This window comes from Marinobacter segnicrescens, assembly GCF_900111555.1.
Classification (GTDB): Bacteria; Pseudomonadota; Gammaproteobacteria; order Pseudomonadales; family Oleiphilaceae; genus Marinobacter; species Marinobacter segnicrescens.
In genome coordinates, this window is the sequence record NZ_FOHZ01000002.1 from 59,700 (window position 1) to 75,078 (window position 15,379).

At 60.0% G+C, this 15,379-nt stretch carries 16 protein-coding genes and 1 other RNA gene; 12 read left to right on the forward strand and 5 right to left on the reverse strand.

Translation table 11 applies throughout. The features are described 5' to 3' along the window. Positions 1 to 17: 17 nt before the first annotated feature. A complete protein-coding gene (locus BM036_RS03000) occupies positions 18 to 554 on the reverse strand; it encodes a DUF3299 domain-containing protein (RefSeq protein ID WP_091848753.1) in 537 nt (178 codons plus the stop codon). Between the two features lie 124 nt (positions 555 to 678). Here BM036_RS03000 and BM036_RS03005 point away from each other — a divergent pair, with 124 nt between their 5' ends. From BM036_RS03005 to BM036_RS03030, 6 genes are all read left to right on the forward strand, one after another. After that, positions 679 to 1,359, forward strand: coding sequence for an ATP-binding cassette domain-containing protein (locus BM036_RS03005; RefSeq protein ID WP_091848754.1), 681 nt, complete (start codon positions 679 to 681; stop codon positions 1,357 to 1,359). Then, positions 1,356 to 2,624, forward strand: a complete 1,269-nt coding sequence (locus tag BM036_RS03010) for an ABC transporter permease (RefSeq protein WP_091848755.1) — start codon at positions 1,356 to 1,358, stop codon at positions 2,622 to 2,624. The genes BM036_RS03005 and BM036_RS03010 overlap by 4 nt, the downstream gene beginning before the upstream one ends. Positions 2,625 to 2,811: 187 nt before the next feature. After that, positions 2,812 to 3,018: a TIGR02449 family protein gene (locus tag BM036_RS03015; RefSeq protein ID WP_091848756.1), complete on the forward strand. Its 207-nt coding sequence runs from the start codon at positions 2,812 to 2,814 to the stop codon at positions 3,016 to 3,018. Continuing rightward, on the forward strand, positions 3,018 to 3,347 hold the full coding sequence (locus BM036_RS03020) for a cell division protein ZapA (RefSeq protein WP_091848757.1): 330 nt from the start codon (positions 3,018 to 3,020) through the stop codon (positions 3,345 to 3,347). Before BM036_RS03015 ends, BM036_RS03020 begins: the two co-directional genes overlap by 1 nt. A 48-nt stretch (positions 3,348 to 3,395) precedes the next feature. Continuing rightward, a non-coding RNA gene (gene ssrS, locus BM036_RS03025) (6S RNA) lies at positions 3,396 to 3,576 on the forward strand. Between the two features lie 24 nt (positions 3,577 to 3,600). Continuing rightward, entirely contained in the window at positions 3,601 to 4,233 is a 633-nt protein-coding gene (locus BM036_RS03030; protein WP_091848975.1) for a 5-formyltetrahydrofolate cyclo-ligase, read from the forward strand. A 14-nt stretch (positions 4,234 to 4,247) separates the two neighbouring features. Here the strand turns inward: BM036_RS03030 and BM036_RS20055 are convergent, their stop codons facing one another. Beyond that, on the reverse strand, positions 4,248 to 4,415 hold the full coding sequence (locus BM036_RS20055) for a hypothetical protein (protein WP_177185976.1): 168 nt from the start codon (positions 4,413 to 4,415) through the stop codon (positions 4,248 to 4,250). 240 nt (positions 4,416 to 4,655) lie between these two features. Beyond that, positions 4,656 to 6,185 (reverse strand): threonine ammonia-lyase, biosynthetic, encoded by a 1,530-nt coding sequence (gene ilvA, locus BM036_RS03035; protein ID WP_091848758.1) that lies wholly within the window; start codon positions 6,183 to 6,185, stop codon positions 4,656 to 4,658. A 190-nt stretch (positions 6,186 to 6,375) separates the two neighbouring features. On the opposite strand from ilvA, the gene rpiA reads away from it, so the two are divergent. Both rpiA and ppa read left to right on the forward strand, forming a co-directional pair. Beyond that, positions 6,376 to 7,056, forward strand: coding sequence for a ribose-5-phosphate isomerase RpiA (gene rpiA / locus BM036_RS03040; protein ID WP_091848759.1), 681 nt, complete (start codon positions 6,376 to 6,378; stop codon positions 7,054 to 7,056). A gap of 112 nt (positions 7,057 to 7,168) precedes the next feature. Then, on the forward strand, positions 7,169 to 7,699 hold the full coding sequence (gene ppa, locus BM036_RS03045; RefSeq protein ID WP_091848760.1) for an inorganic diphosphatase: 531 nt from the start codon (positions 7,169 to 7,171) through the stop codon (positions 7,697 to 7,699). A 64-nt stretch (positions 7,700 to 7,763) separates the two neighbouring features. On the opposite strand, the gene BM036_RS03050 is transcribed toward ppa, so the two are convergent. Both BM036_RS03050 and BM036_RS03055 read right to left on the reverse strand, forming a co-directional pair. Further along, positions 7,764 to 8,825, reverse strand: a complete 1,062-nt coding sequence (locus BM036_RS03050) for a DUF2333 family protein (RefSeq protein ID WP_091848761.1) — start codon at positions 8,823 to 8,825, stop codon at positions 7,764 to 7,766. Between the two features lie 108 nt (positions 8,826 to 8,933). Beyond that, the gene (locus BM036_RS03055; RefSeq protein WP_091848762.1) at positions 8,934 to 10,970 is read right to left on the reverse strand and encodes a bifunctional diguanylate cyclase/phosphodiesterase; all 2,037 of its coding nucleotides are present in this window, start codon (positions 10,968 to 10,970) and stop codon (positions 8,934 to 8,936) included. 246 nt (positions 10,971 to 11,216) lie between these two features. Between BM036_RS03055 and BM036_RS03060 the strand changes: the two genes are divergently transcribed. The 4 genes from BM036_RS03060 (at position 11,217) to accC (ending at position 15,379) form a co-directional block, all read left to right on the forward strand. After that, the gene (locus BM036_RS03060; RefSeq protein WP_091848763.1) at positions 11,217 to 12,839 is read left to right on the forward strand and encodes a diguanylate cyclase; all 1,623 of its coding nucleotides are present in this window, start codon (positions 11,217 to 11,219) and stop codon (positions 12,837 to 12,839) included. A 250-nt stretch (positions 12,840 to 13,089) separates the two neighbouring features. Continuing rightward, positions 13,090 to 13,533, forward strand: coding sequence for a type II 3-dehydroquinate dehydratase (aroQ, locus tag BM036_RS03065; RefSeq protein ID WP_091848764.1), 444 nt, complete (start codon positions 13,090 to 13,092; stop codon positions 13,531 to 13,533). Between the two features lie 26 nt (positions 13,534 to 13,559). Next, positions 13,560 to 14,012: an acetyl-CoA carboxylase biotin carboxyl carrier protein gene (accB, locus tag BM036_RS03070; protein ID WP_091848765.1), complete on the forward strand. Its 453-nt coding sequence runs from the start codon at positions 13,560 to 13,562 to the stop codon at positions 14,010 to 14,012. A 20-nt stretch (positions 14,013 to 14,032) separates the two neighbouring features. Then, positions 14,033 to 15,379 (forward strand): acetyl-CoA carboxylase biotin carboxylase subunit, encoded by a 1,347-nt coding sequence (gene accC, locus BM036_RS03075; RefSeq protein WP_091848766.1) that lies wholly within the window; start codon positions 14,033 to 14,035, stop codon positions 15,377 to 15,379.

Consider the following 15,379-nt stretch of genomic DNA (forward strand, 5'->3'; position numbering starts at 1 on the left):
AACACAACAGGGCCGGCTTATAACATGCTGTCAGCGTCGTCCATTTCGTACAGTTCTACCTCTTCGCTGACCAACGTGTAGGATGCGGCGGCAATATCATTTTCCACAGGCTCGGTTTTCAGGGTGCCCTGCACCCAGACAGGCTCATAGAGCGCGCCAAGGGTAAAACCGGGCTTGTAGGTAACATGGATAATCTGGTTCGGCGGCGGAGGTGGCACATGGATACAGGCACCGTAGTAGGGCACCAGGAAGAACTCCACAATACGCTGGTCGCTTCCAATCGTTTTCAGCGGCACCACAAAACCGGGGATGCGGACTTCAACGCCGTCCATCTCAGGCACCACCCGACCGGTCATGATCTCGTCCGGGAGCTCTACCGGACCATCACCCTCGTGCTCGATCTGCGGCAGACTTTCCAGCAGCCGAAGGTCCTCCTCAGGCATAAGCTCGAGCCAGTCCAGCTCTCGCCATTGGCCATGGGCGCTGCCCGCAAACAACAGGAGCACCAGCACCGCGAACCGGAACAGCAACACAGCTCGGGGGAATATCGCCATGAAAAGTCTCCTGCAATCGAAAAAAGGGGCCGGACAACCTCAACAGCCGGCAGGCCGGGGTATCATGCCACGGCGACACGATGCTTCCCATGACCATTGAACGGAAATCAGGTTCCCGACGCCGATGATCATCAAAACCACCAACCTTTGCTGGCAATGGCCGCGACAAACCGCCCGGCTCCGCTTTCCGGATATCTCGTTGCCGGCCGGCGAGCACCTGTTTATCCATGGGCCCAGCGGCAGCGGCAAGACCACCCTGCTGAGTCTGCTCAGCGGCCTGAACCGGGCCACCCTGGGCAGCATCCGGGTTCATGGCCAGGACCTGGCCCGCCTGTCCGGTAGTGCCAGGGACCGCCTGAGAGCGGACCGCACCGGTGTCATCTTCCAGCAGTTTAACCTGGTGCCCTACCTGTCAGCCCTGGACAACGTCACCCTGCCGTGCCGGTTGTCCAGGCATCGCCGACAACAGGCCGGTGATCCCGCAGATGCAGCCCGCCAGTTGATGACCGCGCTCGGGCTCCCTATGGAAACCTTCACCCGCAAGGCACCGGAACTGAGCACCGGTCAGCAACAGCGGGTAGCCGCAGCCCGGGCCCTGATCGGTGCGCCACCACTGATCCTGGCCGATGAACCCACCTCGGCCCTGGACGTGGTAAACCGTGACCGGTTTGTGGCGCTGTTGCTGGAGCAGGCAGCCCGTACCGGATCCAGTGTTGTGTTCGTCAGTCACGACCCCGCCCTGGCCAGCCATTTCGGCAACCACCTGGAATTGCTGACCGAGACCGAGACGGAGGCGAACCCATGAAGCCATCCCTGGCCCTTTCCCTGGCCACAGCCAGCCTCTGGCATCGCCGTCGCATACTGCTGCTGGTCACCCTGACCCTGACCCTCAGCGTTTCCCTGCTTCTCGGCGTCCAGTACCTGCGCACGGAGGTTCGCCAGTCTTTCAACAGTGCGGTGTCCGGCACCGACCTGATTATCGGTGCCCGCAGTGGCGAACTGAACCTGCTGCTGTATAGCGTGTTCCATATCGGCCACGCCACCAACAACCTGGGCTGGAACTCATTCCAGGAACTGGCTGGGGATGACCGTATCGACTGGTTAATCCCCCTGTCCCTGGGGGACAGTTACCGGGGCCATCGCGTGGTGGGCACGGACAGGCGCTTCCTGGATTACTATCAATACGGAGACGACCAGCCGCTGCAACTGGTCAAAGGCCAGTGGTTCAGCGACGTATTCGAAGTCGTGCTGGGCGCCCAGGTGGCGCGCACCCTCGGTCATCGGACGGGCGACGAGATCGTACTGTCCCATGGAGGAGGACGCACCAGCTTCGTGAAACATGACCAGCACCCGTTCCGGGTGAGCGGTGTCCTTGCTGCTACCGGAACGCCGGTGGACCGGGGTGTCTATGTGAGCCTGGAGGGGCTGGAGGCCATTCATATCGGCTGGGAAGCCGGTGTACCCGCTCCCGGTCGCACGCTTTCGGCGGACGCCGCACGCATCCGGGAACTGACGCCGGACACCATTACCGCCGCCCTGGCCGGAATCAAGCGACCGATACTCACCTTCCAGGTGCAGCGGGACATTAACCAGTATGCCGGGGAGCCATTGTCCGCCATTCTTCCGGGCGTTGCGCTGGCCCAGCTGTGGCAGGTGCTCGGGCAGTTCGAACTGCTTCTGATGGGCATTACAGCTTTCGTGGTTGTGATCAGCCTGACGGGCCTGGTGACGGTGTTACTGACCCTGCAAACCCATCGGCACCAGGAAATCGCCGTACTGAGAGCCAATGGTGCATCGCCCTCCCTGATCGCCAGCCTCTACCTGCTGGAATGTACCGGGCTTGCTGTCACAGCAACGGCGCTGGCCACCGGACTCTGGTACCTGGCGCTGCTGGCCGTCGCACCCTGGCTGCTGGATACCTTTGGCCTGGCCATTAACCTGAGGCCACTCACCGGGGTGGAGAGCCTGCTCCTGCTCTCGGTACCCCTGGCTGGACTGGTGGTCGGTGCCATACCGGCCATCAAGGCCTGGCGCCTGGGCAACCGGCCGTCCGGTTGGGCGGCAGAATAACCTCGCCGGGGAATACCGTCGCCCGGGATGGGACGCGAGTCACACCAAGATGACAGACTGGCAAATTGACCCGTTTCGATAGCCCACTTATAGTTGGTCGAGTATGGTGTGAAAGCGCCAGTGAATGAAGTGCCAGACCGAAAGGGGCCACTGGTGACCAAATGCCCCGTCACGTAGCGGAATGTCTATGGAACAGTCAGATTTGCAGGCCATGGCGGAGAAGCTGGACCGCCTGATTGAGCGCTGTCGCAAGCTGGAGCAGGATAACGCTGCCATGCGCGAGCTTCAGGACGAATGGAACCGGGAGCGGGCGCAACTCATCCAGCGCAACGACCTGGCCAAGAACCGCATAGAAGCCATGATTGGCCGCCTTCGGGCCCTGGAGCACCACTGATGTCGAAGTCCCCCACTACGGTCGAAGTCAGCATCCTCGACAAGGATTACCTGGTCGCCTGTCCTGTAGACCAGCAGGATGCCCTGCGCCGGGCAGCCCGCCACTTGGACAGCAAGATGCGGGAAATCCGCACAACGGGCAAGGTGCTGGGCACGGAGCGCATCGCCGTTATGGCCGCCCTGAACATTACCCATGAGCTGCTCGAGGACTCCAGCATGTCCGGCGCCGCTGATGACCTGCTCAGGTCCATGGACGAAAAGCTGGACAGCGCCCTCGGCGGCAACCAGCCTGCAACAGATTCTGGCAATAGCCGAGATAACAGAAATTAAGCCGTTAACGGTTGCATCCGCCCCGGCCTGTACCCGTATAATGGATTCAACTTCCTGGGCTGTTCGCTGGTCGGATACGTCCTCGAGCCGATGCGCAACACCCAGGTGGCTACTTCAGGGCATTGTGAGCAAGTCCCCCGCGAAGGGGAAAGCCTGATATGTCACAGCGGCCACCACCTTGAACCCTGGGTTCAAGGGCCACATCCGATAACGGCAGCCCGGGAAGCTTATTTCATTTAACCCTGCCGTTGACGTGACGCACACTTTCCAGAATCTTTCAGATTTCGAGCCAGACACCGCCCGGGACCGCAAGGCCCTGCGCCGGCACTTGCGCCAGGCGCGCCGGGAGCTCAACCCCCAGCAACAACAAGACGCTGCCATTGGCCTTGCCAACACGCTGCGAAAGCACCCCAGAGTGATGGGTGCCCGGCATATAGGCCTGTACCTGCCCAACGACGGCGAGATTGACCCCGGCCTGTTCATGGCCCAGAGCCAGCGGCGAGGCATGCACTTCTACCTGCCGGTACTGCACCCCATTCATTCCGGCCAGCTGGCATTCTGTCGTTACGACGCCACCACCCCAATGGCCCCCAATCGCTTTGGCATACCTGAGCCGGTTTTCCACAGCCGCCGCATTCGACCGGCCTGGTCGCTGGATGTGGTGCTGATGCCACTGGTGGGATTTGATGAAGAAGGCGGCCGCCTGGGAATGGGGGGAGGTTTCTACGACCGCAGCTTTGCGTTTACCCGGATACGTCCAAGGCTTCGACCCACCCTGATCGGGCTGGCCCATGAACTGCAGAAAGTACAGAAATTACCGGTGGAACCCTGGGATATACCGCTGGATGCGGTCGTGACCGACCACAGGATCTACAGGACGGACTAAAGCAAGGGGGCTACTCAGCCTTCGCTGCGCTGACCGCTCAGCCACTGCCCCTGGGCGCTGATTTCAGCAGGAATGACCCGGGGTTCGTCCTCAGAAACCCCGAAAGACGTCAGCCCGGTCGCCGCCAGCCCTATTACGAATAACAGAACCACCGTACGAATCATGTCCGGCTTGCGCCTCATTGCCTCTCCTCCACGAATGAGCTGACCGCTCAACCCAGCGACCGTTATCGTTGTTTTAAACGCCCGCTTTTTCCAATAAAACAGGCGCCTGCCGACAACTCCAAGAATTGACGAAAGCGTAACACTTATCCGGGAATTTACAATTTTTAAAAATTACAATTTGTAAATCCTATAGCACAGTTTATTGCAGCCGGTAATTTGCCTGTATCCCACCGCAACACCAAGACCGGATCTCGGGACTCAGACGCCGTTACCTGCACCCAGGAACAGGCGATAGGCTTCATTATCGGTTTCATTGGTATAACGGAAGCCGACACGATCCAGCATGGCTTCGAAATCTGCCAGCTCACCCTCCTGAACCTGGGCACCCATAAGCACGCGACTGTAGGCTGCACCATGGTTGCGGTAATGAAACATGGAGATATTCCAACGGGTCCCCAGAGACATCAGGAACTTCAACAGGGCGCCAGGGCGCTCCGGGAATTCGAACTGGAATACTTTCTCGTTGGCAACGGACGGCGCATGGCCGCCCACCATGTGGCGGATATGCTGCTTGGCCAGGTCACTGTCGGTCAGGTCAACCACCTGGTAGCCGTCTTCCCGCAAACTCTGAACCAGTTCCTCACGGCCGTGCCCGCCTGCCTGGACCTGGATCCCGACAAAGATCCGTGCCACCTCGTTATCGGAATAGCGGTAGTTGAACTCAGTGATGCTGCGCTTGTGCAGCGCATTGATGAACGTCTTGAAGGCACCGGGCCTTTCAGGAATGGTCACCGCCAGGATGGCCTCGCGCTTCTCGCCCACTTCCGTCCGTTCGGAAATGTACCGCAGGCGGTCAAAGTTCATATTTGCACCACTGAGAATACCGGCCAGGTTCTCGCCCTCCAGCTGCTCCCGCTCCACATACTTCTTGATACCCGCCACAGACAGGGCGCCGGCGGGCTCGCTGATGGAGCGGGTGTCCTCGAAGATATCCTTGATGGCCGCGCAGATCTCGTCGGTGGATACGGTGATCACCTCATCGACGTTGTCCTTGCAGATTTCCCAGGGTGCCTCGCCGATCTGCTTCACCGCCACTCCATCAGCGAAGATGCCTACCTCATCCAATACCACCCGCTCGCCGGCAGCCATGGCGGCCTGCAGACAGTTGGAATCCTCCGGCTCCACGCCGATTACCTTGATTTCGGGGCGCAGATACTTGATGTACGCAGCCATGCCTGCGATAAGACCGCCACCACCTACCGGGATGAACACGGCGTGCAGGTTATGGGAGAACTGCCACATCATCTCCATGGCGACCGTACCCTGACCCGCGATGACGTCCGGATCATCGTATGGGGGGATGTAGGTGTAACCGTGCTTGGCAATCAACTCCTGGGCGTGGGCGGCGGCCTCGTCAAAGGCATCGCCCTTTAGCACCACCTTCGCCCCCCGGTCACGCACCGACCTCACCTTGATGTCCGGAGTGGTCTGGGGCATCACGATCACCGCCTTGATGCCAAGCTTCTTCGCTGCCAGCGCGACACCCTGGGCGTGGTTGCCCGCCGATGCACAGATGACGCCATTGGCTTTCTGGGCATCCGACAACTGGGCAATTCGGTTATAGGCACCACGAATCTTGAAAGAGAATACCGGTTGCAGGTCTTCACGCTTGAGAAAGATCTGGTTTCCCAGGCGTTTGCTGAGACTGCGGGCTTCGGTCAACGGGGATTCGATGGCCACATCGTAAACCCGCGCATCAAGAATCTTTTTGATGTAGCGTTGCGGCATGGTGCGTACTGTCCGGTCAGGGTTGGTAAGGCGTTGATTGAGCTGCCCCGGGGCCGGGGCAAACATACAGTGTAGGAAGTTTGCACCACCCGCGTCTATAACCGGGCAGCCAGGCAAGGCTATAATAACCACCCCGCGCCGCCCAGGCGCTGCACCCACTCAGACATTCGCCACCCATCCGGAGGCCAGCATGACACAGGACGAACTCAAGCAAGCCGTCGCCAGGGCCGCACTGGACTACGTTGCACCACGGCTGGACCGGGACAGCGTGATCGGTGTCGGCACCGGTAGCACCGCCAATTTCTTTATCGATTACCTGGCGGAAGTGCGCAACGACTTCGACGGTGCTGTTGCCAGCTCCGAGGCCACCGCCGAGCGACTGAAGCAACACGGGATTCCGGTCTACGACCTCAACACCGTCAGCGAGCTGGAATTTTATGTTGACGGTGCGGATGAAACCAATGACAGGCTGGAGCTGATCAAGGGCGGCGGTGCGGCCCTGACCCGGGAGAAAATCGTTGCCGCTGTGGCGAAGACCTTTGTCTGCATTGCAGACGAGTCCAAGCGCGTGGACATACTGGGCGCCTTTCCGCTTCCGGTGGAGGTTATCCCCATGGCCCGGAGCCATGTGGGCCGCCAGATCGTCAAGCTCGGCGGTGACCCGGTGTACCGGGAAGGCGTGGTCACCGACAACGGCAACATTATCATCGACATTCACAACATGGACCTTTCCCGTCCTGTCGATGCTGAAGAACGACTGAACCAGATTGTCGGCGTTGTCACCAATGGCCTGTTCGCCCGGCGCCCGGCGGATGTCCTTTTACTGGGGACTGCCGACGGGGTCAGGACCATCAAACGTGATGACATCTGATATCGCGCCCTGCCGACCTTCGTTGAGTTTCGGTTGCGCCACGATGTCCGTATAATGTCGCGCACTTTTTCACCGCAGTTTCTTGATTCATTCTTTCAGAGAAGGACCCGACATGAACTTTGATCACATCCCCGCCGGCAAGAATCCGCCCGAAGATATCTACGTGGCCATCGAAATCCCGGCCAACAGCTCACCGGTGAAATACGAGATCGACAAGGACATGGGCGCCGTCATGGTGGACCGCTTCATGACCGCCCCCATGTTCTACCCGGCCAACTACGGCTTTATCCCCCACACCCTGGCGGACGATGGCGACCCCCTGGATGTGCTGGTCATCACCCCCTATCCGGTTCAGCCCGGTTCGATCATCCGCTGCCGCCCGGTTGGTGTGCTTAACATGGAAGACGAAGCCGGCGGTGACGCCAAGCTGGTAGCCGTCCCCCACGACAAGCTCACCAAGGCTTATACCGACGTCAAGGACATCAACGACGTGCCCCAGTTGCTGCGGGATCAGATCCAGCACTTCTTCGAGAACTACAAGACTCTTGAGCCCGGCAAGTGGGTCAAGGTTCAGAATTGGGACAACGCGGAAGCCGCCCGCAAGGCCATCGAGGAGTCCGTGGCCAACTACCAGGGCAAGTAATTCCGCCCTGTGACAAAAAAACCGGGCTCAACGGCCCGGTTTTTTTGTGTCTGGAAGATGGCGCTCACCCCTGGGAGAGCAATTCCCGCAGGTCAGTAATCGCCGAGTTGGCACGGGCGAGGTAGGCCGCCATGGTCAGGGAGTGGTTGGCGAGGATACCAAAGCCACTACCGTTAAGGATCACAGGGCTCCACATCTGGGCCTGGGATTCCTCCAGCTCGATAATGATCTGCCGGACGCTGGCCTGGGCGTTCTTGTCGGCCAGCACCTTGCGGAAGTCCACCTCAATGGCCCGGAAGATATGCAACAGGGCCCAGGAAGTGCCCCTGGCCTCATAGAATACGTCATCGATCTCGAGCCAGGGCGTTTTCACGTCGCTGGTGGGTTCCTCATCCACCAGCGGGTCAACGTTCTGAATGCCGGCCAGCGCTTCGGTAACCTCCGGTTTGCCAACACTTTCGCTCAGCGTCCTGGACAGGCTGCCAAGGCGGGTTTCCAGGTCCGCCAGCCAGCTGTTGAGATTATCCGCCCGGGCATAGAACTGGGCCTCCGGCCGCTGCGGGTCGGAAAGCCGGTTCAGGTAGCTTTCCAGCGCCCGGATACCCCGGCGGTACTCTCCCTCGGTTGACGGCAGCGCCCAGCTTTCACTGTCAAAGTGGAACTGGGGTTCGGCGACGGTCAGGTCCGGATCTTCGGCCGACTGGCTCTGGGAACGGCTGATGGTCTGGCGCATGGCCCTGGAAAGATCCCGCAGCTGCACCAGTACGCCGTACTCCCAGGCAGGCGTATTGTCCATCCACAGCCCCGGCGGAAAGATATCGTTGGATATATAACCGCCCGGCTTGTCCAGAAGGGTTTCGGCAACACGGATCATGGTGGCCGTGGTGGCAAAACCGGTCACCGGCTCGCGTCCCATGTCATTGGCCAGGGTTCGGGTATGCTCCCTCACCGAGAAGGTGTCCGGCTCACTGCTCCAGATCATTCCCAGAATGATGGTAACCAGCAGATAGAGCACCACGACCACGACAACAATCTTGCCGATGGAACGCCCTTTACCCGCCGTTGCGGAGGAGCCCTGATAACCCGATCCACTGCCAGAGAAGAGGGATTTGAGTCGGTTAAACATAGTCACTGTCCTGTGCCGATGAACCAGAAGTCCGGGCTCAAAGATGAATGATTTATCAGGTTTTTGCAATGCCGGCAGTGAGTTAGCCATGCTCACCCCTACCCGGAATCAAGCACTGGCATCGCCTCCGCCCACCGGCGGCTCACCCACCGGGCCGGGCCGCCCCAGATGGTAACCGGTGGCGGCGTCAACACCGGCCGATTTCAGGGTACGCCATTCCGCTTCCGTTTCCACCCCGGAAGCCAGTACCTTCACGCCGCGGCCATGGGCGATGGTAATCATGGACTCCAGGTAGAACCGGTTATCGTCCTGCCGGTCAATGCCATGCACGAAGCTGGAGTCAATACGAAGTGCCTGGATAGACAGATGCCTCAGGTAACTGAAGGGGATACCACCCACACCAAAGCGGTCCACCAGCAGCCTGGCCCCGGTACGACGTAACTGCACAACCAGTGACTGGATTTCGCGTCGATGGTAGTGCAGCGCCTGCTCGGGGAACCCTATCCATAACCGCTCCATATCAATGCCGGCATCACGGGCCAACGCCAGGGCCTGTTCGGCAAAGCCAGGCGACACGGCCGACGACGCGCCCAGCGAGATACCAAGGGTAACCAGAGGCTCATCCCGCAACCGTTGCAGGGTACGCTCCAGCACCATCAGGTCAAGCTGCGCCATCAGCCCGAACCGCTCAGCCAGGGGAGCGTATACATGACCCCGCACCCAGTTACGCTCAATCAGCAGGCGGGAGAACACCTGGTGGTAAAGCACCGTGGTATCGTCAGCGGCCACCACCGGTTGCTCCCAGAGCCAGAGGTTTTCCTGGTCGAGTGCCTGCTCAAGAAGTCCCCGCCAGTCCTCGGCCCCGTGGTGGACATCGGCGCCACTGTCCGCCAGCTCACAGTTACTGATTCCTTCAAGCTGGGCACGGCGCAGGGCTCCGTCCGCCGCCTCGAACAGGCTCCGTACCGACAGACCATCCGCGACTCCGGCGACACCCGCATGAACCACCATAGCAGTCATCGTTCCACCACCTTCATCGGCCCCCTCACCTGAAAAATCGCCACAGATGGACTGCAGGTCGTTGACCAACTCCCGCCCCCAGATCTGAGCGTCAGCAGGGGCGCCACCGGGAACAAACACTGCAAATTCAGCCCCGCTGCGACGCCCTGCAAAACTCCCCGCATGCCGGTTCACAAACGCCCGCAACTCACCTGCCAGGCGAATCAGCAAAGCGTCAGCCTCCAGCCGACCGGCATACTGATTGAAGTCCGCGAAACCGCCCACCTGGAGCAGGATCAGCGACCCGGGGCGACGACCTTCTTCGCTGACTACTTCCACTGCCAGTCGCTGGTCGAAGGCATTGCGACTGCCCAGGCCGGTGAGTGCGTCTTCATTATTGAGCTTGCGTAGATGGGCGATCAGAGCGGCCTGCCCGGAGAACAGCTGCTCCAGGTCATCGGTCATCTGGTTCATGGCCCGGGTTACCTGGTTCAGCTCCCGGGTAGAGCGAACGCCAGTACGACGCCGGAAGTCCCGGCGACCGATTGCTTCCGCTTGCTGCTCCAGTGCCCGCAGTGGCCGAAGAAGCCGGCCAAGCAACAGATACAGTGCAGCAATGGCGACCACACCGATCAATACGGAAGCCACGATGAGCCAGACAGTGACCCACCAGAGATCCTGATAAGCGTTGCCCGGGTGCCCCACCACGCGCACCTGGCCCAGCCAGCGCCAGCCTTTCATCACCGAGGCCGTGCCCTCCGGCCTGGGCAGCTCCACCATGGCCACGAACCACCCGGGTACGCCCAGGCCGGACAGGGACCGGGCACGCCCGGCCACCACCCGATCGTCGTGATCAATAAACTCGATCACCAGGTAGTCACCACTGTCGAACATGGAGTCGATCAATGACGCCACCGCAACCCGGTCACTGGCATCAATAGCATTGGACAATGACAGGCCGACAGCGGTAGCAGCATCACGGGTGCGCCCCTCCAGCTCTTCCGCAACGTAGCTACGAAAACGGTCGAAACTGATCAGCATGCTGGCAACCAGCAGCAACAACACCAGCGCGCCGGTAAAGATCAACAACAGGGTCCGCAGTGTAATTACCCGGGTGGTACCGGGTATTTGCCATCTCTGCCGCATCCGTGCCCTACCTTTTGGGGAAGATTTCAGCCCGCGCAGCGTTAAAGAACGTGCCCATGTCTCAGGTTCACAAAGATTTACAGTTCGTCGCCTGCGCCTTCTGTTACAAACACTATAGACTGCAGCCACAGAGTCATCCTGCAATCGATAATGAAAGGCGTACCGGGACACCACCCTGGCTTCAACCGGGGCGCCAGAACCGCTTTCCGATGCGCTGACAAGAACAGGACAGGACCTACCGGAAACATGACTGACGAGTCCCAGAAAGAAAAGCTGCGCCAGCATTTTGCCCGCCGCGTCACCAACCAGGCCCGGGTCGTCCTGGACACCTGGCAGAAGATCCACGCTGACCCACAGGCAGCCGCCCCCTTCCGCGGAGACCTGGAAGCCTCAGCCGACAAGCTCGCCCGTTATGCCAGCCGGTTCGAGATGACCGCCTACGTGGAAGCCGGCAAGGGCATCCTGTCCGCCCTCCCTCACTGGACCCCGGGCGAAGCGCCCGGCCAGGCAGCCGTGGAAGCCTTGCGGGAAGCGGTCATGTACCTGGAGCAAAGCACCCAGCGCAGGTCTGATCGCCAGAACTCGGAACCTCCGAGGGTTTACCGCAAAACCCCGGTCTATATCGCCCTGGCCAGTCACGAACTGGCCACAAGGCTGGTGAGACAACTGGAATTTTTCGGATTCCGCGCAGAAGCCTTCGCGTCCCCGGATGACCTGATGGATGCCTGCGCCCTGCATAAACCGGAAACCATCCTGATGGATATCCGCTTTGGCGGTGGGTCGGATACGGGGCTGGCGACCGTGGAAACGCTGCAACAACGACACGACACTCCCATACCCATCATCTTTGTCAGCGAAGAGGATGGCACCATTGAAACCCGACTGCGCGCATCCCGCTGCGGCGGTGAGGAGTTCTTCCACCCCGCGGTGGATCCTGGCCAACTGATCGAGAAAATCGAAACCTACACCCACAACAACGCGATAGAACCTTACCGGGTGCTGGTACTGGACGACTCCCGGGCCCAGGCCAAGTTCATGGAAACCGTGCTCAACAAAGCCGGCATGAAAGCCCACATTATTACCGACCCGATGAACATCATCGTCGCCCTGGAGGAGTTCAACCCCGAGATCATCATTCTGGACATGTACATGCCAGGCTGTACGGGCATGGAAATCGCGCGGGTGATTCGCCAGCAGGACCGGTTCCACAGTGTGCCCATTATCTACCTGTCCGCCGAGGACGATGTCCAGAAACAGTTGCACGCCATGAGCCTGGGTGGTGATGACTTCCTTACCAAGCCCATTGACCCGAAGCACCTGGTCGCCACCATCCATAACCGGGGCCGGCGCGCCCGCTCACTGTTGGCATTGATGATCCGGGACAGCCTGACCGGGTTGTTCAATCACACCCATACCCTCTACCTGCTGGAGCAGGAGATGGTCCGCGCCAGCCAGAAAGGTCAGTCCCTGTGTTTCGCCATGATCGACGTGGACTATTTCAAGAAGGTGAACGACACCTTCGGGCACCCCATTGGCGACCGCATCCTCCGCGCACTCTCCATGTTCCTGAAACAGCGTTTGCGCAAGACGGATCATATCGGACGCTACGGCGGTGAAGAATTTGCTGTGATCATGCCCGACACCCGGGAGAGTGACGCACGGGCTGTGCTCAACGATATCCGCGAGCGCTTTGCGGAGCTGACCCAGACAGCAGGCGACCGGGAATTCCACGTCACGTTCAGCTGTGGCGTTGCGCGCTGGGAGGGCGAGGCAGCCTCATCCCTCTGCGAACGGGCTGACCAGGCGCTTTACCAGGCCAAGAATGCCGGACGCAACTGCGTGATTGGCAGCGAGGAACACCCTGGCTGACACAAACGGACGAGGGTGGCGCAAAAAACCCAAACTCCGGCATTCCGTCCATGAAACCATGGTCTTATGGACGGAACTGCCGCAAACGTCGAAAATGGCGAGCCAGATGCAATGAATTCAGACATGCACCACGAATTCATACGGTCGTTTGTTAAAAACTGTTGAACCGGCAACTTTCAACCCGCATCATGGGCGCAAAATTCGTTAAAATACGCTATTTTCACCAAATCCCAGTAAGGCACGATTCGTCATGGCCACCATCCTAGTCCTCCACGGACCGAACCTGAACATGCTCGGCGTCCGCGAACCGGACGTCTATGGCCATGAAACCCTTCAGGATATCAACGAGCGCCTCCATGCCGCCGCTGCCGATCACGGACACCACCTGCTGCACCTGCAGTCCAATGCCGAATACGAACTGATCGAACGACTGCATGATGCCCGTGCCGAAGGTATCGATTACCTGATTTTCAACCCCGCGGCCTTCACCCACACCAGTGTGGCTCTGAGGGATGCGGTGCTGGCGTCCGGCGTCCCGTTTATAGAGGTGCACCTGTCCAACGTGCATGCCCGGGAAGCTTTCCGCCATCACTCCTATTTCTCCGATATCGCCGATGGCGTTATCTGCGGCCTTGGCAGTCAGGGCTATGACCTGGCCCTCCAGGCCGCCCTGCAAAGAATCCATTCCAACTGACACCGATAATACGGGACTGAACTACCATGGATATTCGCAAAATCAAGAAGCTGATCGAACTCCTTGAGGAATCCGACGTCGAGGAACTGGAGATCCAGGAGGGAGACGACTCGGTTCGCATCTCCCGGCGACGCGAGCACGCCAGCGTCACCTATGCACCCCAGCCCATGCATGCGCCCCAACCGCAGGCTGCTGCCCCGGCTCCTGCCGCCGAACCGGCCGCCCCGGAACCGCAGGCGCCTTCCGGCCATGCCGTGAAGTCGCCCATGGTCGGCACTTTCTATCGGGCGCCGTCACCCACCGCAGCATCCTTTGTGGAAGTGGGCCAGACGGTCAAGGCCGGCGACGTCATCTGTATCGTTGAAGCCATGAAGATGATGAACCAGATCGAAGCCGACAAGAGCGGTACGGTAACCGAGATCCTGGTGGAGAACGGACAGCCGGTAGAGTTCGACCAGCCGCTGGTTATCATTTCCTGAGCAACAGGTGACTAAAGATCATGGCCATGATTGATAAAGTTCTGATCGCCAATCGCGGCGAGATCGCACTGCGGGTGCTCAGGGCCTGCAAGGAACTGGGCATTCGTACCGTCGCTGTACACTCCCAGGTAGACCGCGACCTGATGCACGTCCGCCTGGCGGACGAGTCCGTCTGCATTGGTCCCAACAGCGCCACTGAAAGCTACCTCAATATCCCTGCCATCATCAGTGCGGCCGAGGTTACCGACAGCGTGGGCATCCACCCGGGCTATGGTTTCCTGGCAGAAAACGCCGACTTTGCCGAACAGGTGGAAAAGAGCGGGTTTACCTTTATCGGCCCCCGGGCCGAAACCATCCGTCTGATGGGCAACAAGGTATCCGCCATCGAAGCCATGGTGAAGGCGGGCGTCCCCACCGTGCCTGGCTCCAACGGCCCCATTAACAATGATGACGAGCGCACCCTGCGCATCGCCCGGGAAATCGGCTATCCGGTAATCATCAAGGCCGCTTCCGGCGGTGGAGGCCGGGGCATGCAGGTGGTTCATTCGGAGGCGGCCCTGCTCAAGGGCATCCAGGTCACCCAGAGTGAGGCCAAGAACGCCTTTGGCGACCCCACCGTCTACCTGGAAAAATACCTCGAGCGGCCTCGCCACGTGGAAGTCCAGGTGCTGGCCGATACCCACGGTAACGTCATTCACCTGGGTGACCGGGACTGCTCCATGCAGCGTCGCCACCAGAAGGTTATCGAGGAAGCGCCGGCGCCGAACATCGATGAAGAGGCCCGCCAGAAGACCCTCAAGGCCTGTGTCGATGCCTGCAAGGAGATTGGCTACGTGGGCGCAGGTACCTTCGAGTTCCTGTACCAGGACGGTGCCTTCTACTTCATCGAGATGAACACCCGGGTCCAGGTTGAACACCCGGTCTCCGAAATGGTCACTGGTGTCGATATCGTGCGTGAGCAGCTGCGTATCGCCAGCGGCATGCCACTGCAGTACAGCCAGGACGACATCACCATTTCTGGCCATGCCATGGAGTGCAGGATCAATGCCGAGGACCCGAAAACCTTTGTTCCCAGCCCCGGCAAGGTGAATCACTTCCATGCACCCGGCGGGAACGGCATCCGCGTGGACTCTCACCTGTACAGTGGCTACACAGTGCCGCCCTACTACGACTCGCTGGTGGCCAAGCTGATCACCTGGGGCGACGACCGGGAAATCGCCCGCCGTCGAATGAAGAACGCCCTGGACGAACTGGTGGTGGACGGCATCAAGACCAACCAGCCCCTGCATCGAAACCTGGTGAGGGACGGCGGCTTCAAGAGCGTGGATTTCACCATCCACTACCTCGAAAAGTTGATACGGGACTGA

Bases quoted from the DNA above. Each gene is read 5' to 3' on its own strand.
- BM036_RS03000 (WP_091848753.1), bottom strand. From the start codon at position 554: ATGGCGATATTCCCCCGAGCTGTGTTGCTGTTCCGGTTCGCGGTGCTG.
- BM036_RS03005 (WP_091848754.1), top strand. From the start codon at position 679: ATGATCATCAAAACCACCAACCTTTGCTGGCAATGGCCGCGACAAACC.
- BM036_RS03010 (WP_091848755.1), top strand. From the start codon at position 1,356: ATGAAGCCATCCCTGGCCCTTTCCCTGGCCACAGCCAGCCTCTGGCAT.
- BM036_RS03015 (WP_091848756.1), top strand. From the start codon at position 2,812: ATGGAACAGTCAGATTTGCAGGCCATGGCGGAGAAGCTGGACCGCCTG.
- BM036_RS03020 (WP_091848757.1), top strand. From the start codon at position 3,018: ATGTCGAAGTCCCCCACTACGGTCGAAGTCAGCATCCTCGACAAGGAT.
- BM036_RS20055 (WP_177185976.1), bottom strand. From the start codon at position 4,415: ATGAGGCGCAAGCCGGACATGATTCGTACGGTGGTTCTGTTATTCGTA.
- ilvA (WP_091848758.1), bottom strand. From the start codon at position 6,185: ATGCCGCAACGCTACATCAAAAAGATTCTTGATGCGCGGGTTTACGAT.
- rpiA (WP_091848759.1), top strand. From the start codon at position 6,376: ATGACACAGGACGAACTCAAGCAAGCCGTCGCCAGGGCCGCACTGGAC.
- ppa (WP_091848760.1), top strand. From the start codon at position 7,169: ATGAACTTTGATCACATCCCCGCCGGCAAGAATCCGCCCGAAGATATC.
- BM036_RS03050 (WP_091848761.1), bottom strand. From the start codon at position 8,825: ATGTTTAACCGACTCAAATCCCTCTTCTCTGGCAGTGGATCGGGTTAT.
- BM036_RS03055 (WP_091848762.1), bottom strand. From the start codon at position 10,970: ATGCGGCAGAGATGGCAAATACCCGGTACCACCCGGGTAATTACACTG.
- BM036_RS03060 (WP_091848763.1), top strand. From the start codon at position 11,217: ATGACTGACGAGTCCCAGAAAGAAAAGCTGCGCCAGCATTTTGCCCGC.
- aroQ (WP_091848764.1), top strand. From the start codon at position 13,090: ATGGCCACCATCCTAGTCCTCCACGGACCGAACCTGAACATGCTCGGC.
- accB (WP_091848765.1), top strand. From the start codon at position 13,560: ATGGATATTCGCAAAATCAAGAAGCTGATCGAACTCCTTGAGGAATCC.
- accC (WP_091848766.1), top strand. From the start codon at position 14,033: ATGGCCATGATTGATAAAGTTCTGATCGCCAATCGCGGCGAGATCGCA.